Annotated in this window: 18 protein-coding genes; 10 read left to right on the forward strand and 8 right to left on the reverse strand. The window is 40.3% G+C overall.

Annotated elements, in window-relative coordinates; all coding sequences use genetic code 11:
- Positions 1 to 19: 19 nt before the first annotated feature.
- Complete coding sequence (locus HUN01_RS06535; protein ID WP_181930589.1) at positions 20 to 925, forward strand: S66 peptidase family protein; 906 nt, start codon at positions 20 to 22, stop codon at positions 923 to 925.
- Positions 926 to 1,036: 111 nt separating this feature from the next.
- Here the strand turns inward: HUN01_RS06535 and HUN01_RS06540 are convergent, their stop codons facing one another.
- Entirely contained in the window at positions 1,037 to 1,816 is a 780-nt protein-coding gene (locus HUN01_RS06540) for a class I SAM-dependent methyltransferase (protein WP_181930590.1), read from the reverse strand.
- A gap of 394 nt (positions 1,817 to 2,210) precedes the next feature.
- On the opposite strand from HUN01_RS06540, the gene HUN01_RS06545 reads away from it, so the two are divergent.
- From HUN01_RS06545 to HUN01_RS06560, 4 genes are all read left to right on the forward strand, one after another.
- Entirely contained in the window at positions 2,211 to 3,317 is a 1,107-nt protein-coding gene (locus HUN01_RS06545; protein WP_181930591.1) for a class I SAM-dependent methyltransferase, read from the forward strand.
- A gap of 36 nt (positions 3,318 to 3,353) precedes the next feature.
- Positions 3,354 to 4,322: a glycosyltransferase gene (locus HUN01_RS06550; RefSeq protein ID WP_181930592.1), complete on the forward strand. Its 969-nt coding sequence runs from the start codon at positions 3,354 to 3,356 to the stop codon at positions 4,320 to 4,322.
- 129 nt (positions 4,323 to 4,451) lie between these two features.
- Entirely contained in the window at positions 4,452 to 5,105 is a 654-nt protein-coding gene (locus HUN01_RS06555; RefSeq protein WP_181930593.1) for a glycosyltransferase family 2 protein, read from the forward strand.
- A gap of 18 nt (positions 5,106 to 5,123) precedes the next feature.
- Entirely contained in the window at positions 5,124 to 6,443 is a 1,320-nt protein-coding gene (locus tag HUN01_RS06560) for an ABC transporter substrate-binding protein (RefSeq protein WP_181930594.1), read from the forward strand.
- A gap of 54 nt (positions 6,444 to 6,497) precedes the next feature.
- Here the strand turns inward: HUN01_RS06560 and HUN01_RS06565 are convergent, their stop codons facing one another.
- A complete protein-coding gene (locus HUN01_RS06565) occupies positions 6,498 to 7,121 on the reverse strand; it encodes a hypothetical protein (RefSeq protein ID WP_181932591.1) in 624 nt (207 codons plus the stop codon).
- Positions 7,122 to 7,155: 34 nt separating this feature from the next.
- Complete coding sequence (locus tag HUN01_RS06570) at positions 7,156 to 7,893, reverse strand: hypothetical protein (RefSeq protein ID WP_181930595.1); 738 nt, start codon at positions 7,891 to 7,893, stop codon at positions 7,156 to 7,158.
- A 702-nt stretch (positions 7,894 to 8,595) separates the two neighbouring features.
- Between HUN01_RS06570 and hemE the strand changes: the two genes are divergently transcribed.
- The 3 genes from hemE to HUN01_RS06585 all read left to right on the forward strand — a co-directional run bounded on the left by hemE (position 8,596) and on the right by HUN01_RS06585 (position 12,662).
- Positions 8,596 to 9,657 (forward strand): uroporphyrinogen decarboxylase, encoded by a 1,062-nt coding sequence (hemE, locus tag HUN01_RS06575; RefSeq protein WP_181930596.1) that lies wholly within the window; start codon positions 8,596 to 8,598, stop codon positions 9,655 to 9,657.
- A gap of 189 nt (positions 9,658 to 9,846) precedes the next feature.
- Entirely contained in the window at positions 9,847 to 10,803 is a 957-nt protein-coding gene (locus HUN01_RS06580) for an NAD-dependent epimerase/dehydratase family protein (RefSeq protein ID WP_181930597.1), read from the forward strand.
- A gap of 260 nt (positions 10,804 to 11,063) precedes the next feature.
- Positions 11,064 to 12,662, forward strand: a complete 1,599-nt coding sequence (locus HUN01_RS06585; RefSeq protein WP_181930598.1) for a B12-binding domain-containing radical SAM protein — start codon at positions 11,064 to 11,066, stop codon at positions 12,660 to 12,662.
- A gap of 193 nt (positions 12,663 to 12,855) precedes the next feature.
- Here the strand turns inward: HUN01_RS06585 and HUN01_RS06590 are convergent, their stop codons facing one another.
- The 5 genes from HUN01_RS06590 to HUN01_RS06610 form a co-directional block, all read right to left on the reverse strand.
- Complete coding sequence (locus tag HUN01_RS06590; protein ID WP_181930599.1) at positions 12,856 to 14,751, reverse strand: CheR family methyltransferase; 1,896 nt, start codon at positions 14,749 to 14,751, stop codon at positions 12,856 to 12,858.
- Between the two features lie 198 nt (positions 14,752 to 14,949).
- Complete coding sequence (locus tag HUN01_RS06595) at positions 14,950 to 15,567, reverse strand: chemotaxis protein CheB (RefSeq protein WP_420832777.1); 618 nt, start codon at positions 15,565 to 15,567, stop codon at positions 14,950 to 14,952.
- Between the two features lie 113 nt (positions 15,568 to 15,680).
- Complete coding sequence (locus HUN01_RS06600) at positions 15,681 to 16,592, reverse strand: polyphosphate kinase 2 family protein (protein WP_181930601.1); 912 nt, start codon at positions 16,590 to 16,592, stop codon at positions 15,681 to 15,683.
- A 370-nt stretch (positions 16,593 to 16,962) separates the two neighbouring features.
- Entirely contained in the window at positions 16,963 to 17,439 is a 477-nt protein-coding gene (locus HUN01_RS06605; RefSeq protein WP_181930602.1) for a hypothetical protein, read from the reverse strand.
- 322 nt (positions 17,440 to 17,761) lie between these two features.
- Positions 17,762 to 19,045 (reverse strand): proton extrusion protein PcxA, encoded by a 1,284-nt coding sequence (locus tag HUN01_RS06610; protein WP_181930603.1) that lies wholly within the window; start codon positions 19,043 to 19,045, stop codon positions 17,762 to 17,764.
- Between the two features lie 742 nt (positions 19,046 to 19,787).
- On the opposite strand from HUN01_RS06610, the gene HUN01_RS06615 reads away from it, so the two are divergent.
- Both HUN01_RS06615 and HUN01_RS06620 read left to right on the forward strand, forming a co-directional pair.
- Positions 19,788 to 20,975, forward strand: coding sequence for a glycosyltransferase (locus HUN01_RS06615; protein ID WP_181930604.1), 1,188 nt, complete (start codon positions 19,788 to 19,790; stop codon positions 20,973 to 20,975).
- Between the two features lie 337 nt (positions 20,976 to 21,312).
- Positions 21,313 to 23,343 carry an FAD-dependent oxidoreductase gene (locus HUN01_RS06620; protein ID WP_181930605.1) on the forward strand — a complete coding sequence of 677 codons (2,031 nt, stop codon included), beginning with the start codon at positions 21,313 to 21,315 and terminating at the stop codon, positions 23,341 to 23,343.
- Positions 23,344 to 23,352 lie beyond the last annotated feature (9 nt).

Genomic DNA, 23,352 nt, shown 5'->3' on the forward strand with positions numbered 1-23,352 from the left:
ACCACTCCTAACTTTTTTCATGCCAGCTAAAATCTTACCACCGCCCTTGAAACCTGGAGACTTACTGCGAGTAATTGCCCCTAGTGGTGCTTTGCGAGAATTTGAGGCATTTGAACGGAGTATAGAAATTTGGCGATCGCGCGGTTATAAACTAGAAATCATCCCCAAAATAGATGACAAGTGGGGTTATCTAGCTGGAACAGACGAAAACCGTCGTCAGCAATTAGCGGCAGCATGGCAAGATCCTGATTGTCGTGGTATCCTTTGTGCCAGAGGCGGTTTTGGCAGCACCCGTATCTTAGAAGATTGGAATTGGCCAAACTCAGGACTTCCCAAGTGGCTTATAGGCTTTTCTGATATCACAGCTTTATTATGGAGCCTTTATACAGCAGGAATTTCAGGCGTTCACGGTCCCGTGCTGACGACCTTGGTAGATGAGCCAGATTGGTCAATTCAGCGATTATTAGATTGGGTAGAAGGTAGTTCTTTCACCCCTCTGAAAGGTTGCGGTTGGGGTGGTGGTGTGGTTAATGGTACTTTATTACCAGGTAATCTCACTGTGGCTACTCACCTTTTAGGTACACCAATCTTGCCACATCTGGATGGTGTAATTCTGGCATTGGAGGATGTTACAGAAGCACCTTATCGCATTGACAGGATGCTGACGCAGTGGCGCTTGAGTGGTGCTTTGTCTAAAGTCTGCGGTATTGCTTTGGGGGGTTTTACTCGCTGTGAAGCGCCGCCAACAGTGCCTAGTTTTAGTGTAGAAGAGGTATTGCGCGATCGCTTGGGTGATTTGGGTATTCCGATTGTCTCTGATTTGCCTTTTGGCCACGATAGTCCGAACGCAGCATTACCAGTGGGTGTAGAGGTAACTTTAGATGGGGATGCGGGAATATTAGCGATCGCGCATCCACATTATTAAATAATTGATGGATAAATTCCTTGTAGAGACGGCGATTTATCGCGTCTCTCTAACCGTTTATCGCGTCTCTCTAACCGTAAAAATGAATTTGACAGACTACTAGTTAAACAGTCATAATCCACTCACAGAATAATCTTCTAAATGCTTTGGTAAATTCCAATTAACCTTCGGATCTGGTTGATGTTTTACTGGCTCAACATTCCCACGCCAAGCAGCGCCCATAATTTGCATAGTTTGGTAAATGATTGTGTTCCAACCTTTTTCCTTTAAGTAGTCTAAGCCTTGTGCTACATCAGGGGAAGTTAAATCATGGAACAAAATTAAAGCATCGTCCTCTGCCAATGGTTCACAAACAATCGTATCATTGAGTGGAGCCTGTGCTTCATGATCGCCATCAATGAAAATCAATGACCACTTGCGTTGTAATTGTTTAGCTAACTCCTCTACCTTTTGTGGACTATAACCAGCTACTAAATTAACTGAGTCGATAACACCAGCAAGTCGTAGGGAAGTACTTACATTTTCATAAACATCTTCTCTGGCTAAAGCCGGATCAATTACATCTAATTCCACTCCACCTAATGCCAGATGACACGCAGACCAACCCCGCAAACAACCAATTTCTAAAGCTTTTTTCCCAGCAAATTTGAGTGCTGTGTTATATAAAATATGCGTCTCATCTCGATTCAGGAACCCTATAAATGGCTCATCTTTGTCCACATACCAGTTATGGGGAATCTCTCGACGTAAATAAGACCAATAGCAATTATTTATGTCTCCAATAATCATATTGGGGAAAGATGAATCAGGATGAACTACCTCAAGATCGGGTGAAATATAGTCCCAACTAGACAATGAGATATTTGGAACAACTTCATTAGTTTTTGTCATTATTTCTTTTTCTCCAAAGATTCATTATGTACTAGTTTTGTTAGCTTTACCAATTAAATTACGTAATTGCAGGATTAACAGTAACACACTATGGTTCAATAGTTAATACTGAGATCAAGTCCAATGCCAGCAAAAGGTAATCGTCCCTAATACTGCCCTGCGGTAACTAGAGACATCTAGGCGCGGGAGAAAATAAGGCGATGCCTATGGCGGCAAGCAACGCAGGGCTTTTACTAAATGTGAATCTACCCCACCAACCTGTACTAGATTTAGTGTAGAGAAAGAGTAAATCTTCTTTGCATAATCTATGAACTGTCAGTATAGATAGATTCCAAAATAGCTTATAATGCCTAAGTCATCCTCCTTATTAAAATTTTTTGAGTGATTTACTTGTATGCCCAAACAATATGTACCTAACGTATTCTTAAAAATTGAAGATTCACAGTTATATGCAATTTTTGCTTGGAGTCAGCGAACAGCAGAAATTGTTATATCAAAATCGTGGCTGACAATACTAGAAATATTCGTTCACGAACATTCACTAGAGAATGCTTACCAAATATTTCAAAAAGTTAAATACGCTTCCATACCAGAGAAGGTAATTCAGGAATTAGATGAATACGAACAACTTCTTCAAGATGCTATAGTTTTTTTAGCAGATGGCAGCCTGACGATTTTTGGTAAAGGCTTTCGGAGTTTTATCGAAAAGGAAATGCAATTTGAACTTGGTTCATTAAGTAGAGAAACTTACCAAGTCCTGCCACAATTATTTTCTCAATATAAATTAGAAGATGACCTAGAATCTATTGAAAATATAGAAGACTTTCGTAAATTAGTAGAACACCTAGAAAATCTTGGTTTCCTATCTCCTGCGACAGGTTCAATAGATTGGGGTGACTTGAAAAAAGCAGTTCCCATTTGTCAAGCATTTGGATTGACAAGAGGTAAACCCGTTGATAGATACTATCTGAGCAAATTTCTTGAAGAAATTCAAACCCAAATCGGGGGTAATATCTTAGAAATAGGAGGAACACCAAAAGATAAAGATTTTTATAAAATTAATCAAGGCGCATCATATCAAATTCTCAACTTAGAAGCAGGCCCAGGAATAGATATAGTTGGGGATGCTCACGATGTATCCGTTATCAAACCAGAATCTCTTGATTCAGTGATAATTTTTAACGTCTTAGAACACTGTTATGCTCCCTGGGTGGTAGTGGAAAACATTTACACTTGGCTAAAACCCGGTGGTAAATGTTTTGCGATGGTTCCAAGTGCGATTAGAGTTCATGCTACTCCTGTTGATTATTGGCGTCCTTTACCTGATGCTTTCGCCTGGATGTTTAGAAACTTTTCACAACAGAAGTTGTATGTCTATGGCAATCCTACCACTGTCATAGCTAGTTATCACGGAATAGCCGTAGAAGAACTAACATCTGAAGAACTAGACGCTTATCATCCAGATTATCCTGTCGCAACTTGTATTTTGGCTGAAAAGTAAATTTAAAAGTGTGAGGAGAAATTAAATTATTTATTTATGAAAATTGCTCTTGTCGCTTGGGGTTATATTCCTAAACCTCCCCTATCACATTCTGTTTTAACTGTGATAAATGAATACAAAAACTTTTTAGAAAAAATTGGACATCAAGCCGATATCATAAACGAGAAAGATGTTAACGAAGTCATAGAATACATTAATAATAATAATTATGATTTTGTGCATTTACACGCCTACAGTTTTGTGAGTGAATTTAATCGGAACCTTAAACAGAAGTATTGTTTTACCTGTCATGATGGTTATTTGTTTAAAACAGATAAATGGAATGAAGAATTTAGAGAAGCATATCAACATTATTTCAATGCACCTGGAATAATTGCCCTTTCTCATTTAACAAAAGATTTTCTTCTGAAAGCAGGCTATTCTGGATACATATCAGTGCAAGTGAACGGTATTGATACTCAGAAAGTAAGTTTTCAAGATAAAGGGAATAATAAAGCTATTTGTTTAGGTTGGATTCAACCAAGAAAACAGCAAAAATTACTGGCAAAAATCATAGATGGAAAGATTGGAATAGATTTTGTTGGCCCTCTAGATGATCCTGATTTTGTTGAAGGAACAACGACAAAACATTTAGGTGTATGGAGTTTAGAACAAGTTTATTCCAGGCTCACAGATTATAGCTGTTTAGTTTTAATTAGTGAAGGGGAGGTTGCACCACTCGTAGTATTAGAAGCAATGGCAGCAGGTTTATGTATCGTTGTTTCCGAATCTGCTAGCGCCAATTTACATCACAAAGAATTCATCAAAATTTTGCCAGATAATATTTTAACTGACACTACACCAGAAGCTAAACAAATTGTTACCGATACAATTAGCGAGATGATTGAGAAAAACCAATATTATCGCCAAGAAATTTTAGAATATGTCCGAGAAAATTTTGATTTTAGCCGGATAATTTATAACTATAATGATATTATGCACGATTTTATAAACTTACACAGTTAAGGAGTAATTTTTTAGACTATTAATAACTTTGTTCTGTTAAACAGAGTTTAAGACTTTACTCCTCAATAATTAAAAATCCCTCTTTTGTTAATGGGATTTTTGGGTTAACAATACGATGATGATTTAACAATGGAAACTGTAGTTTTTGATTTCAATTATGAAGTATCAATTATCCTCTGTACCTACAACCGAGCAAAATATCTAAACAATTGTATTGATAGTGTTATTGCTCAAACTTTTAAAGATTGGGAACTGATTATAGTTGATGATGGCAGCCAAGATAATACTTTTGAAATTGTCAATCCTTATCTTCAACAATTTCAAAATATTCGCTATTTGAAACATCAAAATAGGAAGCTATGGTATGCTAAAAATGCTGGTATTCAAGCATCTTTCGGCAAATATATAACATTCCTGGATAGTGATGATGCTTATAAAGTCAATCACCTGGATGCGCGAATTGCATATATGAAAGCTAATCCAGAAGTTGATTTGATAGAAGGTGGATTTGCAACAGAAGAAGAGATTTTGGTTGCAGATTATTTTCAACCAGGTAAAAAAATTAATCTCCGAGAATGTGTTTTAGGCCCAACTTTTTTTGGGAAAAGACAGGTATTTTTTGAGGTGAAAGGGTTTAATCATATTGCTTATGGAGAGGATACAGACTTTTGGTATCGGGCAGCAAAAATCTTCAGAACCGAAAAAGTAACCGAACCCGAAACTTATATTTACACAAGAGCAGAAACTAGTATTACCAAAAGTGTTTTAAAGAATATTTCTTAATCTGATTAACTACCTGGCATGAAGATAATCCTTTTTCCATCCAAAATCAGCCATTATTCTCGCCGGGTCATTGCTTCTGTTTGGCAGATGTTACTTCTAGGGATTGTCCTAAGTTCGTTTCTTGTATTTTTATCTGGTTGTCAGGGAATAACACAGAAGGATGATGGAGTAATTCATTTGACTCTTTGGCAAGCAATCAATCCTCCTGCTAATCGGGATGTGTTTGAAAAACTGGTAGACAAATTTAATCAGACTTATCCTGATGTAAAGGTAGAATCTGTCTTTTTAGCTCAACCCCATTTGCCGAAAATATTAACAGCAGTTGTGGGTAATGCGCCTCCAGATATCCTGGCATTCTATCCACAAATTACAGGTCAGTTAGCAGATTTAAGGGCAATTATACCTTTAGAAGATTGGTTGGAAAAATTGCCCATAAAGTCAGAAATTAGCCCTAACTTACTTGAAGAATTGCAATTAGACGGTCATCTTTGGTCAGCCCCATTATATACAAGCAATATAGGCATTTTTTACAGACCTAAGCTTTTTGAAGCTGCGGGAATTACACAAACACCTAAAACTTGGGAAGAATTGAGGGAAGTTGCCAAAAAACTGACTATAGACCGCAATGGCGATAATCGACCAGAACAGTACGGAATTGTACTGCCTTTAGGGAAGGGAGAATGGACTGTTTTTAGTTGGTTTCCTTTTTTATTGAGCGGTGGGGGAGAAGTATTAAAAAATAAGCAGCCGGATTTAACGAACCCTGGAGCGCTGAAAGCCTTACAATTCTGGCAACAGCTATTAACAGATGGTTCAGCAATGCTTTCTTCTCCAGAGCGGGGTTATGAAGAGGATGCTTTTATAGCGGGTCGCGTTGCTATGCAAATTACGGGCCCTTGGACTTATATCACTAAATCTACAGTTGATTATGACGCGTTTCCCATACCTGAAAATGTTGCTCAAGCTACGGTGACAGGTGGCGGAAATATGTATGTAATGAAGACTACACCAGCCAGAGAACAAGCCGCACTCAAGTTTTTAGCGTATGTTTTGAGTGAAGAATTCCAAAAAGAATGGAGTATCGGCACCGGTTTTTTACCAGTTAATCTTAAAGCTGCTCAAAGTGAAGCTTATCAGCAATTCATCAACCAAAAACCTTGGTTAAAAGTGTTTATGGAACAAATTCCTCTAGCTGGCGCTCGACCGATTATTGCTGGATATAGTCGTCTTTCTGACAGTCTTGGTCGAGCTATCGAGGCGACATTGCTAGGTGAGTCTCCGGAAAAAGCACTCAAAATAGCACAAGAGCGTTTAGAAACTATTTGGGATAGCAATTAAATGAAACTGGGTAGCCTGCGGTATCCTCTGAGGTGCAGTGGCTTGAGTACATAATTAACTAGTAGCATTCGTAAGAATTCCCACAAGTACTCGCACTAATTCTTCCAAACCTTCTGGAACGCGATAAAGTTTGATATCTTGCATGATCCGTTTATCTTGGCGATAAAATATCCCAAATCGCCAATCTTCTCCATTTGTTACAGCACCATACAAAGCTGGGGTTTGAGAATCTGTCCATTGGTCGAGTGCTATCAATTCAATTGCAAGTTGAGTAAACCCCCGGCTTAAATCGGATTGCTTGGCTTCAACTACTAACAGTGAATTGGAAGATGAAATATAGTAATCAAAACTTCCTTTCAGTTGTTCGCTAACATTAATGGGATACTCAATGTTCAGTTGAGTTTGCGTTTGGTCGCAAATTTCCAACAAAATAGGAGCAATTAAAACTTCACGTTTTGCAGCTTCACTGATAGGGTTGACGCGCATGATATTGCGCCGTAAGTAACGCTGCAAAAACTCTAAATAGTCAATTACGCCTGAATATTGTGGTAGTTGTAGCGATGCGCGTTCGTAACTACATCCCAGTTCCGCCAAGATGTCTGCTGGAGTATATGGTAATTCAAAATACTTACTAAATGTATAACTTTGACCGGGTTGGAGAATGCGCGGGCGAGTCATAAACATTAAAATTAATGGAATATATTGACAAAAGTCAGGGAGAAACTTCAGTTTTGCGATGTACATTTCTTTTCAATGTACACAAACCAATTGCTGGGATGGCTCCCAAAATTATAGCTGTAAGCCCTTGTCCACTCCAATATAATATGGGAGTTCGGTAGGTTTCTGGGATCAAATTTTGCATAAGGAAAAGCAACCAAACCAAAATAGTAATCAAGAAAAAAGAGATTGAGGGTAAAAAATTCCACCACCAAATACTGGCTGTATATCGCCTCAATACCAGCCATTGGCAAATACCTAGCCAAATTCCAGAAATTATATATGCGATCGCAGATAGAAATCCTAAAATCAAAGTATCTTCAGGAGATGATGAGGCAATCGTTGAAATGTAGTTAATCCAGGCTGTAGAAACGCCATTGGCAATCAGCCAACCAACGGTAGTAGCAAATAGCCACTGCAAACCTGGTAAATATCGGTAAAGAACAAGGCTCTGGTCAGCAGCAAAAATCACGGCAAATACAACGTTACTGAGGCTTCTGACCACAATGCTCCAGCTTTGTGGTTGGATAGCAACGCTAGACGAGAGACTTTGAAGAATAATTTTCTCTAAGGCGATACTGGCAACGCCACCCACAACCCATCCGATGAGGGTCATTAAGGTAAACTGAATAAAGAACCTCTGTCGCTGCGATCGCGGAATCAAAAACTTTCCTAGATTAAGCTCATTATTAGCAGATGCAAGATGATCGGGACTGTTAGAGTCAGTTTGCATAGGAAGTTAAGGGAGTGAGGGAATAGGGATATCAGGGAGATAGGGGAGCAGGGGGAGAATAACTAATGCCCAATGCCCAATCCTCAATTAAATATTGATTCTTGTTTTACCCTATTTCTCACTTGCTAGTCCCTATTTTCCACTCACTACTCCCTTTTTTTTGATTTTTGCCTTGTTGTACTAGTAGTCTGTCAAATTAAATTCATTTTGACGGTTAGAGAGACGCGATAAATCGCCGTCTCTACAGGGAATTTATCCGTCAATTAGTTCTTGACATAGTACTAGTACCGCAAGGCGGAATTAAAAATTAAAAATTAAAAATTAAAAATGAAGACAGCTTAAGGGTTTTGTTGATTGGGAATGGGTGGTTTATTTCCGCCGTGCTGTACTAGTTATCTAATGTTTCGCAACAAACAATTTGGTTGAATACAGCTTTTTTGCGAACTCTTTAATATTTCCGCTTCATTCTGGCGGTAATTACTGTTTATAGGTGTTCGCTGAGAACCATACAATTTGGAACAGGATATTTTGTAAAGAAAGATTGCAAATAATGCTTTATTAATTTACTAACTTACTCAAAATTGATAAAGAGCGAATCAAACCACTGCGCGGAGTCACTTACTTTTTCCTGATAACCTAATGGAAAAACGTAATCCCAGAATGATAAGCTAAACAGTGGCATAAAGTAGGATGAAATAATAAATGGGTGTTTATTCAACGACTCCTCATCTCTTACGGGCTGCTCGTGGTGAAGTAGTAGATCGTCCCCCTGTATGGATGATGCGACAAGCGGGACGATATATGAAAGCATATCGAGACCTAAGAGATAAGTATCCTTCGTTTCGCGATCGCTCGGAAATTCCAGAAGTGGCAATTGAAGTTTCCTTGCAACCGTGGAGAGCCTTCCAACCAGATGGAGTAATTTTATTTTCTGATATTGTCACCCCATTACCTGGTTTGGGCATTGACATGGATATTGCCGAAGGTAAGGGGCCAATCATTCACTCACCCCTCCGTACTCAAGAACAAATTGATCTTCTGCATCCTTTAGAACCAGAAGCAGCTCTACCATTTATCAAGACAATTTTGCAAGCGCTACGTTCTGAAGTAGGCGATAAGTCAACAGTGTTGGGCTTTGTGGGTGCGCCGTGGACGTTAGCAGCTTATGCGGTGGAAGGAAAAGGTTCTAAAACCTATTCCATCATCAAAAACATGGCATTTTCAGATCCGACGATATTGCATCAACTGTTAGCTAAATTAGCAGATGCGATCGCGATCTATGCCCGCTACCAAATTGACTCTGGTGCTCAAGTTATCCAAATGTTCGACTCTTGGGCGGGTCAATTAAGTCCTCAAGATTATGACACCTTTGCTCTCCCCTATCAGCAGAGAGTTTTCCAGCAAGTCAAGCAAACCCACCCCGATACACCTTTGATTTTGCTAGTTAGCGGTAGTGCCGGTGTGTTGGAAAGAATGGCACAATCTGGCGCTGATATTGTCAGTGTAGACTGGGCTGTGGATATGGCAGACGCACGAGCCAGATTAGGTAAACAAGTCAAAGTTCAAGGAAATCTTGACCCAGGTGTGCTATTCGGCTCTAAACAGTTTATCCGCGATCGCATTCTCGATACCGTTCGCAAAGCTGGTAATTGGGGTCATATTCTCAATCTTGGTCACGGTGTATTACCAGAAACTCCAGAAGAAAATGTCGCTTTCTTCTTTGAAACGGCAAAGGAACTTAATCTTGCAGGAGTCAAGAATTAGGATTTATGAGTTATGAGTTATGAGTCAGGAGTTATAAACTATAAAGTTATCAGTTGCGAGGTGCAAAGTTATCCTTTATTCTTAACTTCTCACTTCCAACTCCTAACTTTATTAATAACTCCTGATTCGGAACTTTTAACTTTATTCTTAACTCTTTAGTTGTAACTCCTAAATTTTGAAAAATTTTCTATGAGCCAGAAACGGATTTTAGTAACTGGTGCAAGTGGTTGTGTAGGTCATTATTTAACAGAAGCCTTAATTAAAGAAACAGATCACGAACTCTATCTACTAGTTAGGAACCCAAGCAAACTGCAAATTGATACCAAGGTACGTTCGGGTATCAACGTTTTACAAGGTGATATGCAAAATATTCGCCAGTTTGCCGATTTGCTATCCACAATTGATACAGCGGTACTCACAGCCACAGCTTGGGGTGGTGATGACACATTTGATATTAATGTCGTTAAGACAATAGAATTGCTGGAACTGCTAGATCCAGAACGTTGCCAGCAGGTGATTTATTTTTCCACAGCCAGCGTTTTGGATCAGTACAATCAACCATTAAAAGAAGCCGGAGAAATTGGGACAGATTATATCCGTTCTAAATATGAGTGCTTAGAGAAAAAAGAAAAATTAGCGATCGCACCCAAAATTACCACAGTATTTCCCACTGTAGTATTGGGCGGTGATGCAAATAAACCTTATTCTGCTGTCACATCTGGCATTCCAGAAGTGACGAAATATATTAATGTGATTCGCTTTTTGGAAGCAGATGGCAGTTTTCACTTTATTCACGCACGAGATATTGCCACTGTAGTGCAATATTTAATCGATTATCCTCCCGAAAATGATCAACCACGTCGGCTTGTTTTAGGTCAAGCAAAGTTAACTGCTAATCAAGCAGTGAAAGAAGTTTGTGCTTATCTGGGCAAAAAGATTTACTTTCGCATTCCCATATCCATAGCATTGGCTAATTTGATTATTGTTCTTTTTCGCATTCGGATGGCCGCTTGGGATCGGTTTTGCATGAACTATCGGCATTTTACTTATGAAAAATCGATCAATCCCGATAGTTTCGGCTTGCCAAATTATTGTGCAACGATGAGCGATGTTTTAAAAATTAGTGGTGTTGAAAGTGTGAAGTAAGGTATTTGAAATTCTTAACGTTAGGGCAAACACATTTTATAGCAGGAGGCAGAAGGCAGGAGGCAGGAGGCAGGAGGTAAAAGTATTACTATTCCTAGCCTTGGGGTTAGTAGATAAAATGAGTCAATATTGAGGTTAATATGTATAAAATTTATCATTCCCAACCGAACTAATAAAGTAGAACAACTTTAATAAAAAGTCAATAACTCTTTATTTTCGTTAGAGTGGGATAACAATCAAAGTGTGAGGATTGATACTACATGCGAATCTTGTTAATGTATCCAATATTTCCCAAAACCTTTTGGTCTTATGAAAAAATCTTGGAGTTAGTCGATCGCAAGGTTTTATTACCACCTCTAGGTTTAGTAACAGTGGCAGCGATTCTGCCCCAAGAATGGGAATTCAAGCTGGTCGATCGCAACATCCGCCCAGCAACAGAAGCAGAGTGGGCATGGGCAGATGTAGTAATTCTCTCCGCGATGATTGTCCAGAAACAAGATTTACTTGACCAAATTCAGGAAGCAAAAAAACGTGGCAAGCTAGTCGCAGTTGGCGGCCCCTACCCCACCTCTGTACCTCATGAAGTTGAAAATGTTGGCGCAGATTTTCTGATTCTGGATGAAGGGGAAATCACCCTACCCATGTTTATTGAGGCAATCAAAAGAGGAGACACATCTGGGACTTTCCGCGCCACAGAAAAACCAGATGTCACAAATACACCAATACCCCGCTTTGATTTATTAGAATTGGATGCTTATGACATGATGTCAGTGCAGTTTTCGCGTGGGTGTCCCTTCCAATGCGAATTTTGCGACATTATTGTTCTCTACGGGCGCAAACCACGCACCAAAACCCCGGCACAACTTTTAGCAGAGTTAGATTACCTCTACGAATTGGGTTGGCGGCGGGGTGTGTTCATGGTGGATGACAACTTCATTGGCAACAAGCGGAATGTGAAATTGTTGCTGAAAGAGTTAAAAGTCTGGATGGCAGAACACAAGTATCCCTTCCGATTTGACACTGAAGCTTCAATTGACTTGGCACAAGACTCAGAAATGTTGGAGTTGATGGTTGAGTGTGGTTTCGCGGCGGTGTTTTTGGGAATCGAAACGCCGGATGAAGATAGTTTGCAAATGACCAAAAAGTTTCAAAACACTCGCAGTTCTCTAACTGAGGCAGTGCAAACCATCATCAAAGCGGGATTGCGCCCAATGGCTGGGTTTATTATCGGCTTTGATGGCGAAAAAGCAGGTGCAGGCGATCGCATTGTCCGCTTTGCAGAACAAGCAGCAATTCCTTCAACAACTTTTGCCATGTTACAAGCGTTACCTAACACCGCGCTTTGGCATCGCCTGAAAAAAGAAGGACGACTACGGGAAAATCAAGACGGCAACATCAACCAAACAACATTGATGAACTTCCTGCCCACCCGTCCTCTGGAAGAACTTGCACGAGAATATATTGAGGCATTCTGTACTTTATACGACCCAGTGCAGTATTTGGATCGCACTTATCGCTGTTTCTTGATGATGGGTTTGCCAAGCTGGAAAGCGCCAGCGAAAATGCCAGAGTGGATAGTTGTGAAAGCGTTGCTAATTGTGATTTGGCGACAAGGAATCAAACGGGAAACCCGCTGGAAATTCTGGCATCATTTGTTCAGCATTCTCAAGCGGAATCCTGGAGTTTTTGAGCATTACCTCGCTGCTTGTGCCCACAACGAGCATTTTCTAGAGTATCGCCAAATTGTCCGTGATCAAATTGAAAGTCAGCTAGCTGAGTATTTAGCACAAGGTGTAGAAAAGCCTTATGTGCTAGTGAATGAGAAAGCTGAGGAAAAAGCTGAAGCAGTAGTAAGTTAAGGTAATGGATAATAGTCCCAATACGGTTCGGTTAATGCAAAAGACGCGATGAATCGCCGTCTCTACAATAATCGGTCTTTTGTAGAGACGGCGATTTATCGCGTCTTTGTGATAAATTATCGAATCTTTGTGATCTAAAATTTTCATCAAAAAGCCTTAACCGAATCGTATTGATATGAGTCCTATATAAGAATTAATCCTGCTGTCGCCGTTCCTCCATTTCTTGAATAGAAATCATACTGCTGACCCTTTCTACATCTGCCATCATCAAAACTGCTCCTTGCATTTCCATGCCAAGTAGTGGAGTGATTGCCAGATAACATTTGATTTGTCTACCCCGGCGATTGGTAGCATCGAGGATCATTTCTTGAAACTGCTTTTTCCCGGATAAGGAGTCGCGGATGGGCGATCGCAACTGCTCGACAGGTAGCCCAATATCCAAGCTGAAGATAGACTTTCCGAAAACTTCATCAGTCCGTAAGCCCCATAAATCTTCTACCATGTAATTCCAAATAGAGATGTTAAAGCTGTTGTCAATTACGACTATTCCCGTTTGGAGACTTCTGAGAATAGAGACAAGGAAAATGTTTGTGCGATTGAGTTCTGTGGTGCGTTCGCTCAGTTCATTATTAATTGTCTGTAATTCTTCATTAGTAGATTGGAGTTCTTCATTCATTGTCTCCAATTCTTCATTGGTAGATTGCAGTTCCTCGTTGGTAGTTTCTAATTCTTCATTGGTGGATTGGAGTTCTTCGTTGGTAGTTTCTAATTCTTCATTGGTGGATTGGAGTTCTTCGTTGGTAGTTTCTAATTCTTGTTGCGAACGTTGCAGGGCATCTTGGAGTTTAATATAACGTGTGACATCATGAAAAGAGATGCTGACTCCTAAAAAACTGTTGTCTGTTTCTTGCAAAGGCGTAATTCGCACATCCAGATATTGGGTTTCTGTGTTTGACAAATAGCGCTCTACATTTGTCAGGCTGACAGGGCGGCGTTCATTATAAGCCCGTTCAATTAGCGATCGCAATTCAACTGGCCGATAGGAAAGTTCTAGATCCTGGAAGGGACGAGTTAAATCTTTGGGGGAAAGGGCGAACAAAACCCGCGCCTGCTCGTTCACCATTACTAGAGTCCCATTGATATCAATGATGACTTGGGCGATTGGTGCTGTGTCAAAACCCATCTCTCGCAGCCGGAGGTTTCGAGACAAACGGCTGCTAGATTCTTCATCTACTGAATTTGCCATGACAAGGAGGCGATCGCGTAGATTCACCGTTGATACCTTAGTAAATATCCGGTTTTTCAAGTCTAGTGGGGTAAATAAAGCAGAATGCATCAGCAGCATCTCTGCTTTACCCAAAAACAGATAGCCATTATCATTTAGTGCAAAATGAAACCGGGCCAAAATTCGCCCTTGAGTCTCAGAATTAAAATACATTAATGTATTACGGCTAACCAGTAAATCTAAGCGAGAAATAGGGGCATCCTGAAGCAGATCATGGCGACCAAAAATCACTGAGCGGCGCAAGTCTTGACGGAAGACATAGCGGTTCCCGACAATCTCAAAGTATTTTTGCCGCAGTTCATCTGGTATCGTTTGGACATCTTTTGCTGAATATACAGCTTGCCTAGCCTGGTTGAGAGCATCTTCATCTACATCTGTGGCGTAGATTTTCACTCGTTGGCGAAATTCCTCTGCTCCCAATATTTCAGCCATCAATATTGCCAAGGTATAAGCTTCTTCCCCAGAAGCACAACCAGCGCTCCAGATGCGGATTTGGTCAGAAGTTTTTTTATTTTTAATCAGTTTAGGCAATATTTGCTCTGCTATGTATTCCCAAGCTGATGAATCTCGAAAAAAAGCAGTGACGTTTATTAGAATAGTGTTGAAAAGAGAATTGAATTCATCTGGATAAACTTCTAGATAGTCTTGATATTCTTCAAAGTTTTCTACGGTTAATGACTGCATTCGCTTGCATACCCGACGGATCAAAGTCGAGCGTTTATAACCTGTAAAATCAAATCCCCGACTTTGTCTGAGATAAATCAGGAGATTTTCAAATTTAGGATCTCTTTCTGCGGAAGTCATAGGGGAAAAGGGAGAAGGGGGCAGGGGACAGGGAGAAGGGGGAGTGGAGTTTTGAGCTTCATTAATGAGTATCAAAGACTGATTAAAGGAGTTTGGAGCCTCATTAATGCGTATCAAAGACTCATTAAACCGTGGTGACACAAAGATTGCATTTACATATCTCTTCAGCCCCCTGTCCCCTGTCCCCTGCGCCTCTGCCTACTTACATTCTCCCATGACCAAAGTCATCAGGGTGTTGGAGATTTCATCAAGGGGGAGAATAAAATCTACGTTGCCAGTTTGAATTGCGGCTGAGGGCATCCCCGAAAATTCGGCGGTTTTTACGTCTTGGACAATAACAGTGCCACCCATTTTTTTAATCGCTTCTACTCCGATTGCGCCATCGCTACCCGTTCCAGTTAGCACAATGGCGATCGCTCTATCTTTGTAAGTGGCTGCAACTGATTCAAATAATAGGTCAGCCGAAGGACGTAAAAAATGTACTAATTCCGACTGTGATAAGGAAAGAGTACCATCACCGTTAACCAACAAATGACGATTAGGTGGGGCAACATAAGCCGTTCCTGGGGTAAGACAATCTCCTTCTTGTGCCTGTTTGACGGTAAGAGCCGTGCGCCGACTCAGAATTTCTGCCAAGAACGAGCGATATTGAGGGCCGAGGTGTTGCACAATGGCGATCGCGCCTGGAAATTTTGCGGGTAGAGTTGATAACACTTTAACTAGAGCAGTCAGACCACCTGCGGAAGCTGCGATCGCTACAATATCAAAAGCAGCATTATTAAAGTGAGGTAGATGATTTTTGGCATTTTCTGCCATTTGAATCACGATTTTGCGGCGATGACTATCTGCTAAACTTTTTTAGTTACAAACAGGATTAATTTAGTTACAATTTTTATCCTTGTTCAAATAAATTGTACAGTATATCTGAACTACTTTAAGATATTTTTGCCTTTACCTATCAAGTTTATAGGCTCATCTTCCTGCTCTAGAATCTGTTTAGCCTGTAAAAGTTGCTGCCTATGTTCCTCACTAACTGTCGGGTATTGCAGATTTAGTTCTTCTAATTTTGTACAGATAATATTAGCAACGGTCAGGCGGGTAAACCATTTGCGATCGGCAGGAATAATATACCAAGGGGCCCATTTAGTACTAGTGTAGTTAAAAACTTCTTCATAAGCATTCATATAATCATCCCAAAAAGCTCGTTCTCGGACATCGTTATCTGAAAACTTCCAATGTTTTTCAGGAGATTCAATCCGTTCTAAAAAGCGTTTTTTCTGTTCTGCTTTCGATACATTCAGAAAAAACTTCAGGATGATTACACCATTGTTTACCAAATATTTTTCAAAATTATTGATTTCTTCAAAACGCTGCTTCCATATTTTCTTTCCCTCAGAAAAATGGGGAAGTTGTTGTTTTTTAAGCATTTCTGGATGGACACGAACCACTAGCACTTCTTCATAGTATGAACGGTTGAATATCCCAATTCGGCCTCTTTCTGGCAAAGCTTTCATTGATCGCCACAGATAGTCATGATCTAATTCTTCTGAACTCGGCCCCTTAAAACTAAACACCTGAAATCCTTGCGGGTTAACACCAGAAGTCACATGTTTAATAGTGCTATCTTTGCCAGCAGCATCCATTGCTTGAAAAATAATCAACAAAGCATAGGTGTTTTGAGCATAGAGAATATTTTGGTAATTTGCTAGTCGTTCAATATCTGCCTGTAATTTAATTGCAGCATCAGTTTTTTCATGAAAATCAGTCTTGTAAGCTGGGTCATAGTTTTTTCTCAGAGAAATCTTTGAACCTGGCGGAACAATGAAAGCATCATGATTCATGTATAAAATCTCCTAACGGCTACTTAATACACAATCACATTTTGAAGTATTAATTACTGAAAGTTATAATTTATTAATTAAATAATAATTTTGATTCAAAATTCATCACTTTTAAGCAATTCTGTGGGTTTAACGAACTTTGGGGGTTTAAGTCCTAGCCTTTGAAGGGCAGCGCGAATTGAAGCCTAAGAGGATGTTTGAAAAGTATTTTTGGTAACATCTAAGTCTCGGAAACCTAACCCCCCTAGCCCCCCTTCCCTACAAGGGAATGGGGGTTTCAAAGCCTCTCGACCTTTCGGGGAGAGGAATGGAAGTGGGGTTTTGTCTTCATTTTTAATTTTTAATTTTTAATTCCGCCTTGCGGTACTAGTTACTTGCGTCGCTTTGGCATAGGACGCATTGCTTCACGGCCCAAGAGAAACATCCCCGTAACACCCAAACTAACAAACCAAACATATTGATACCAATATTGCCGAATCTGTTCAACTGTATTGAGTTGTGGATGCAACGTGTTTAAATACAGCAGCAGCACCAATATCATCAGCGCCCCAAAACCAACAAAGCTCAAGCCGATAAGAATTCGTGCCGGACGCAGTTCAAAATCACTAATAGTGTCTAGGTCAATTTCTGCCAGTTCCTTAAAAGAGTCATCTGCCCAAGATGAGGTTGCTTGGAATCTATTGCTAAGTTTTGGTGGCAAAATTGGTGACAGTGTTGCTACAGTTGGGCGACGTAGCAAAGCCTCTGTATCTCGCAGCAATTCTAGTGGTTTACGGGTAGTAGTTGGTTGAGCAAACTCTATATTGTCTTTAGGAGTTGGAGCATTAGCTTTGCTTTCAAAATCCATAGCACGCTTGGGAATAACCAGGATATATATACATAGCCTAGCGAATCAGAATGCAAATGAGTCGAAATAATTCGTAATTCGTAATTCGTAATTAAACCTCATCTATGTTGAAACCTAGAGTTTTTTAAAAGATATATTTATGTAGGTTGGGTGGAGTGAAACGCAACCCAACATGACCACCAAATTTTATGTTGGGTTACGCTATCGCTGCACCCAACCTACAAAACTACGGTTCTCAAGGTAGACGAGGTTTAATTTATTTATGGTAAAAGACCCATTCTTTGCTCAAAGTAAGCGAATTTATGACTGGGATAATTACAAATTATTCGTCCATCTCTTTTAACGTAGCTAATGCTGACGGAGATAAACGACTCAAATAGCGGAATATCCAGTATTTAAAAATAGTGTTTAAAATCACGGGAAATGTAGCAATAAAGAAAAATATTACATTTCTACTGGTTGGCAGACCTAAATGTTCTGAGAATCCTGCAAGCAAGACTTCCCACCCCTCTGGTGAGTGAAATCCTACAAATATATCTGTAACTAGAATAATCAAAAAAGCCTTAGCGCTATCGCTAAGACCATAGACAATGGTATCCAGAAAAGATTTGAACATCACAATTTCTCTTTTGCTCAGAGCGACAACTATACCAAAAGAAAATAATGATATTAAATCAGCAAAAACATTACTAATACTACTATTACTTTTCCTGCGGAATTCTTCAGATATTCCAACTGCTTTATTTTTAATTTTTTCTTGTATTATCTCTGAATAAAGTGGTGGAGCTTGATTAAGCAAATATTCAAATCTAAGTTCTTCTTGAAAAATATGTAAATCATGGAGAGCTTTTTTTTCCATGTCAGAATTGATGAAAATTTGAGTTGTATTATCTCCTCTAATTTTTTCTAATATTGGAGTTACTAAAAATTGCTTAGATAAATATTGAGTTAAAAGCGGTACAATAATAAGAGTTATCAAAAATCTCAAGGCAATTATTGTTCTGTTTCTAGAAACTCTATAATTCCTGATAAATTCTTCTTCTGAGCGCGGTGCAAAATCTGACTTAACTCTATTAAATGCTTTGCTTATAGACCTCTGAAACACTCTAGTATTTTCAGATTGAGGCGTTGCTTTAACATCACTTGTATTAGATAAGTCTGGCTGTTTGTTAATTTCGAGATGGTTAAGTTGTGGGGATTGAGAAGTTGGTGTTAATGCGCTGTTACTAATTATTTCATCCTTGATTGCGTACTTTTCGACAACTTCATCAATGTCCTTTAGTGTTTCTAACAAAACAGAGTTAGAAATATTGATAATCCCCCGACTCATCTGGAATTCTGCAAGTCTGATCTTGATAATAGTTAAATTTTTATCGAGGTATACTTGCCAATATGACATGACATTCTCAGTATACTTTACTGACTCTGAAGATATTTTTTTGTTATCAAAATGTTCGATCTCGATGTTTTTAATTCTCTGAGCTGCCTGTTGAGCTTCTAATAGTGCCCTTTCTGGTGTATCTAAAAACCAATGTTTAAGCGATCGCAAGTATCTTTTGAGTCTTTGGCGGAATAATGCTGGTGTTTTTGCAAATGAATTTTTCATTACATATATGATTTACGCATTGACAGAAAATACCAAATATGAATTCTTTGAAAAAGCACGTCTGTCGTAGGGGTAAAGCACATTGCTCATTGGTGTCAACTTAACGCGAAACTTCATGTCCGCCAGGGATTGTAAATCCCTGTCTCATAGCTAAAGTCCTCTGAAGAGGACTTCATAGCGCAAAAATTTTCAGTCTACTTCAGTAGACTTGAGCAATTAGTCAGGGAATTATATTCCCTGGCGGGTGAACAACACCTAATCAGTACGCTATTTTTGGCTTAAGTTGACACGCATGAGCAATGTGCTTTACCCCTACATCTGACCATCGAAGAACGATTAATAAAAGGCTGAAACGACCCATTCTCGTATATTCATACGATGATTAAGTTGTACAGTGCGTAAGTCCTAATATATATGACTATTTATTTTAAATACTAGTAGAGTAAGTCCTAGCTCTGGTTTTTGTAACAAAAAATTAACTACGAGAAATTAATTTATTTCAATATCATTAATAAGGTGTGTAGATTATCTGTCAATAGTGTGACACAGATCAAAATTACACTTTACAGCTTGATGTAGGGAAGGCAGTGTATTGGGGAGCCAGCACGCAAGGTCTTTTCCCCATTTTGGCAAGAGGTGTGAGACGATTTAGTGCATAGCGCAGCCTCTCGCCATATCGGCACAAAATAAAAGTTGGTCACTACAACAAGCAAAAAATCTGAACCGAGAATTTATTGGCAATATGAAACTCAGTCTGTGCATGATTGTGAAAAATGAAGCATCAACACTGCCTAAATGTCTGAGCAGTGTCAGAAAAGTAGTAGATGAAATGGTAGTCTTGGATACAGGCTCAATCGATCGCACTCCCAATATTGCCCAACAACTCGGTGCAAAAGTCCATCATTTTAAATGGTGTAATGACTTTAGTGCTGCTCGCAATGCAGCCCTAAAATATGTCACTGGTGATTGGATTCTGGTATTAGATGCTGATGAAACTCTGAATCCAGCCATTGTACCGCAGTTACGAGAGGCGATCGCTAGAGATGAATACCTGCTAATCAACCTCGTCCGCCATGAAGTTGGTGCAGAACAATCTCCCTATTCTCTGGTTTCCAGGCTATTCCGCAATCATCCAGATATTCGTTTTGACCGTCCTTATCATGCCTTGGTGGATGATAGTGTGGCAGCAATCTTAACCAAAGAACCCCATTGGCAAGTAGGTTATTTACCAGGGGTAGCACTTTTACACGTAGGATATCAAAAAAGTGCGATCGCTCAAAATAACAAATATGCTAAAGCTGCTACGGCGATGGAAGGGTTTCTCGCAACTCATCCTGATGACCCTTATGTTTGCAGTAAATTAGGGGCCTTGTATGTACAAACTGGGAAAATTACCCAAGGTATGGAATTACTGAGACGAGGAATCACCCTTGTTGAAGACAACTACGATATTTTATATGAACTCCACTATCATTTAGGTATTGCCTACAATCGGTTGAAAAAATTCCCACAAGCTATTTCTCACTATCAAGCTGCCATCAAATTGCCAATTTATCCCATGCTCAAATTGGGAGCATACAACAACTTGGGCAACTTACTCAAAGCAGCAGGAGATTTCAACGGTGCAAAAACAGCTTACGCCACAACTTTGAAAATTGACCCTACTTTTGTTGTTGGACATTATAATTTGGCGATGACATTTAAGGCTTTGGGTTTATTTATAGAAGCGATCGCATATTATAAAAATGCCATCGGGTTAAATCCCAACTATGCCGAAGCTTATCAAAATTTAGGCGTAGTGTTGCTCAAAGTTGGTAATCATCAAGATAGTTTAACAGCTTTTAGAAAAGCGATCGCCCTTCATGAAAGATATAATCCCGAAGAAGCGAAGAGACTACGCCAGGGGTTACAAGAGATGGAGCTGATGTAGATGTGAGGGAGATGAGGGAGTAGGGAGTAGGGAGCAGGGAGCAGGGAGAACTGACTTTTCACGTCATCTGGAAAACCTCTCTCTAAATCTCTCTCCTACAAGGAGAGAGACTTTGAATTTTCCCCCTTCCCGTGTCGGGAAGGGGGCTAGGGGGTTAGGTCTTTCATGGGCTTTTCCACATGACGTGAAAAGTCAGAAGGGAGAAGAGTTTTCCCCTCTGCCTCTTTTCAATGCCCAATGCCCAATGCCCCATACCCAATTCAATCAGCTTGTAATGAACATTTGCTGAATGCTACCTTCTACAAGGTGACACAGGATTTGGAGTGTTTTTTTTAATATGATACGTAGACACGAAGTAGCTTTTAGCTTGACATCGCTGATCAGTCTCAATTTAATATCTAGTTTAGTTGCATTTGATTCTGCGATCGCCACACCACCGAGAACCCCAGATAAAAGTGTAAATTGCGAAATCTTAGTTGTGGGTGGTGGACTTTCTGGTGTAGCCACAGCTTACGAGGGTTTGCTAGCAGGGCGAACAGTTTGCCTTACAGAAATTACTGATTGGCTGGGGGGACAAATTTCTGCTCAAGGGACATCTGCATTAGATGAACGACCAACCCAACGTTCTCAACAATTCTATTCTCGCGGTTATCTGGAATTGCGAAACCGCATTCAGCGTAAATACGGTGAACTTAATCCAGGTGACTGTTGGGTAAGTGACTCGTGTTTTCTTCCCCGTGATGCTCACACCATTTTGACCCAGATGCTCAAAGATGCCGAAAAGAAAGGCAAAGGGAAGTTGCAATGGTTTCCCAACACGGTAATTAAAGATTTAGAAATCGCTGCTGATGGCAAAATAATTAATGGTGCGATCGCAATCCAACATCAACCACCAAAAGGCGCACCACCTCTCAATACTTTGACGTTATCTCAAAGCATTGAAGATGCCTATCGCTACGAAAACTCATCTCGGTTTACTAAAACTATTGTCCGTTTCATCCCCAAAGCGGCAAAAGAGAATGCTCCAAAATGGTACGTTGTAGACGCTAGCGAAACCGGGGAAATTATCGCCCTTGCTGATGTTCCCTATCGATTAGGCATTGATGCCCGTTCCTACCTAGAACCTTCTTCATCCAGCGCCAATAATGACCCCTATTGCACTCAAGGGTTTACCTACACCTTTGCAATGGAGGCAACCAAGGAAGCGCAACCGCAGACAATGCCCCCATTTTATTTACAATATGCGCCATATTTCAGCTATGAATTAGCACGACTGGCTAACTTTGATTTAGTTTTTACCTATCGTCGCATTTGGAGTCCAAGCAAAGGTCAACCAGCAAAATTCGGCGGTGTAAGTTTTACTGCGGCTACACCAGGGGATATTTCCATGCAAAACTGGACTTGGGGTAACGACTACCGCCCCGGAACAGCCAAGGATAACCTAATTTACACTCGCCAACAGCTACAAGGTACTGGGCAATTACAGCCAGGGGGGTGGATGGGAGGACTGCGGACAGAAACCCTCCGCAGAGGTGAGGAAAATGCCCTATCTTTCTATTACTGGTTGGTAGCTGGAACTACAGATTCCCAATTAGGGGAGGGTGTAAAGCAGCAGCGAACTAATAACCGCTTTGTTTCGGGTTTAAATTCGCCAATGGGGACAGCACATGGCTTATCGAAATATCCCTATATGCGAGAAGGACGCCGCATCATTGGCCGCCCTAGTTGGGGACAACCAGAAGGCTTTGCTATCTGGGAAATTGATATTTCTCGTCGAGATTATAATGATGAGTATTATTCAAAGACTCTGCCAGCAGATATGTATCGTCGGCTACGAGCAGCAGTTGCAGGTTTGGAAGCAGTATCAGTAATTGACGGTCAAGTTACACCAGACAAGGCAATGCGACGGACTCGTTCTACCATCTTCCCCGATTCTGTGGGTATTGGTCACTACGCGATAGATTTCCATCCTTGCATGGTGAATAGTCCCCCAGAAGCCCCTGGTAACATAGAACGTCCAGGCGAAAGACGCGGCGCTGGTCAAGCTTATCCTTTCCAAATTGCTCTCAGGGCGATGATTCCCCAGAAAATCGACAATTTGCTGGTAGGTGGCAAAAGTATTGGTACTAGTCATATTGCCGCTGCTGCCTATCGGGTACATTCCTTTGAATGGTCGGCTGGCGCAGCTGCGGGAACTGTCGCTAGTTTTGCCATCAAAAATGCGATCGCACCTTACCAATTAGTTGATGACTTACCCAAACAAGAGCCACAGCTAGAAGCACTCAAACAGCTTTTACAAAAAAATGGCAACCCTACCGCTTTCCCAGATACATCTATTTTTAACCAAAACTGGGATAATTGGAAATAGGGCATTGGG

Source organism: Nostoc edaphicum CCNP1411 (genome assembly GCF_014023275.1).
GTDB lineage: Bacteria > Cyanobacteriota > Cyanobacteriia > Cyanobacteriales > Nostocaceae > Nostoc > Nostoc edaphicum_A.

What these genes read in the sequence shown, in the direction of transcription:
- HUN01_RS06535 (WP_181930589.1), top strand. Translation starts at nt 20, where the DNA reads ATGCCAGCTAAAATCTTACCACCGCCCTTGAAACCTGGAGACTTACTG.
- HUN01_RS06540 (WP_181930590.1), bottom strand. Translation starts at nt 1,816, where the DNA reads ATGACAAAAACTAATGAAGTTGTTCCAAATATCTCATTGTCTAGTTGG.
- HUN01_RS06545 (WP_181930591.1), top strand. Translation starts at nt 2,211, where the DNA reads ATGCCCAAACAATATGTACCTAACGTATTCTTAAAAATTGAAGATTCA.
- HUN01_RS06550 (WP_181930592.1), top strand. Translation starts at nt 3,354, where the DNA reads ATGAAAATTGCTCTTGTCGCTTGGGGTTATATTCCTAAACCTCCCCTA.
- HUN01_RS06555 (WP_181930593.1), top strand. Translation starts at nt 4,452, where the DNA reads ATGGAAACTGTAGTTTTTGATTTCAATTATGAAGTATCAATTATCCTC.
- HUN01_RS06560 (WP_181930594.1), top strand. Translation starts at nt 5,124, where the DNA reads ATGAAGATAATCCTTTTTCCATCCAAAATCAGCCATTATTCTCGCCGG.
- HUN01_RS06565 (WP_181932591.1), bottom strand. Translation starts at nt 7,121, where the DNA reads ATGACTCGCCCGCGCATTCTCCAACCCGGTCAAAGTTATACATTTAGT.
- HUN01_RS06570 (WP_181930595.1), bottom strand. Translation starts at nt 7,893, where the DNA reads ATGCAAACTGACTCTAACAGTCCCGATCATCTTGCATCTGCTAATAAT.
- hemE (WP_181930596.1), top strand. Translation starts at nt 8,596, where the DNA reads ATGGGTGTTTATTCAACGACTCCTCATCTCTTACGGGCTGCTCGTGGT.
- HUN01_RS06580 (WP_181930597.1), top strand. Translation starts at nt 9,847, where the DNA reads ATGAGCCAGAAACGGATTTTAGTAACTGGTGCAAGTGGTTGTGTAGGT.
- HUN01_RS06585 (WP_181930598.1), top strand. Translation starts at nt 11,064, where the DNA reads ATGCGAATCTTGTTAATGTATCCAATATTTCCCAAAACCTTTTGGTCT.
- HUN01_RS06590 (WP_181930599.1), bottom strand. Translation starts at nt 14,751, where the DNA reads ATGACTTCCGCAGAAAGAGATCCTAAATTTGAAAATCTCCTGATTTAT.
- HUN01_RS06595 (WP_420832777.1), bottom strand. Translation starts at nt 15,567, where the DNA reads ATGGCAGAAAATGCCAAAAATCATCTACCTCACTTTAATAATGCTGCT.
- HUN01_RS06600 (WP_181930601.1), bottom strand. Translation starts at nt 16,592, where the DNA reads ATGAATCATGATGCTTTCATTGTTCCGCCAGGTTCAAAGATTTCTCTG.
- HUN01_RS06605 (WP_181930602.1), bottom strand. Translation starts at nt 17,439, where the DNA reads ATGGATTTTGAAAGCAAAGCTAATGCTCCAACTCCTAAAGACAATATA.
- HUN01_RS06610 (WP_181930603.1), bottom strand. Translation starts at nt 19,045, where the DNA reads ATGAAAAATTCATTTGCAAAAACACCAGCATTATTCCGCCAAAGACTC.
- HUN01_RS06615 (WP_181930604.1), top strand. Translation starts at nt 19,788, where the DNA reads ATGAAACTCAGTCTGTGCATGATTGTGAAAAATGAAGCATCAACACTG.
- HUN01_RS06620 (WP_181930605.1), top strand. Translation starts at nt 21,313, where the DNA reads ATGATACGTAGACACGAAGTAGCTTTTAGCTTGACATCGCTGATCAGT.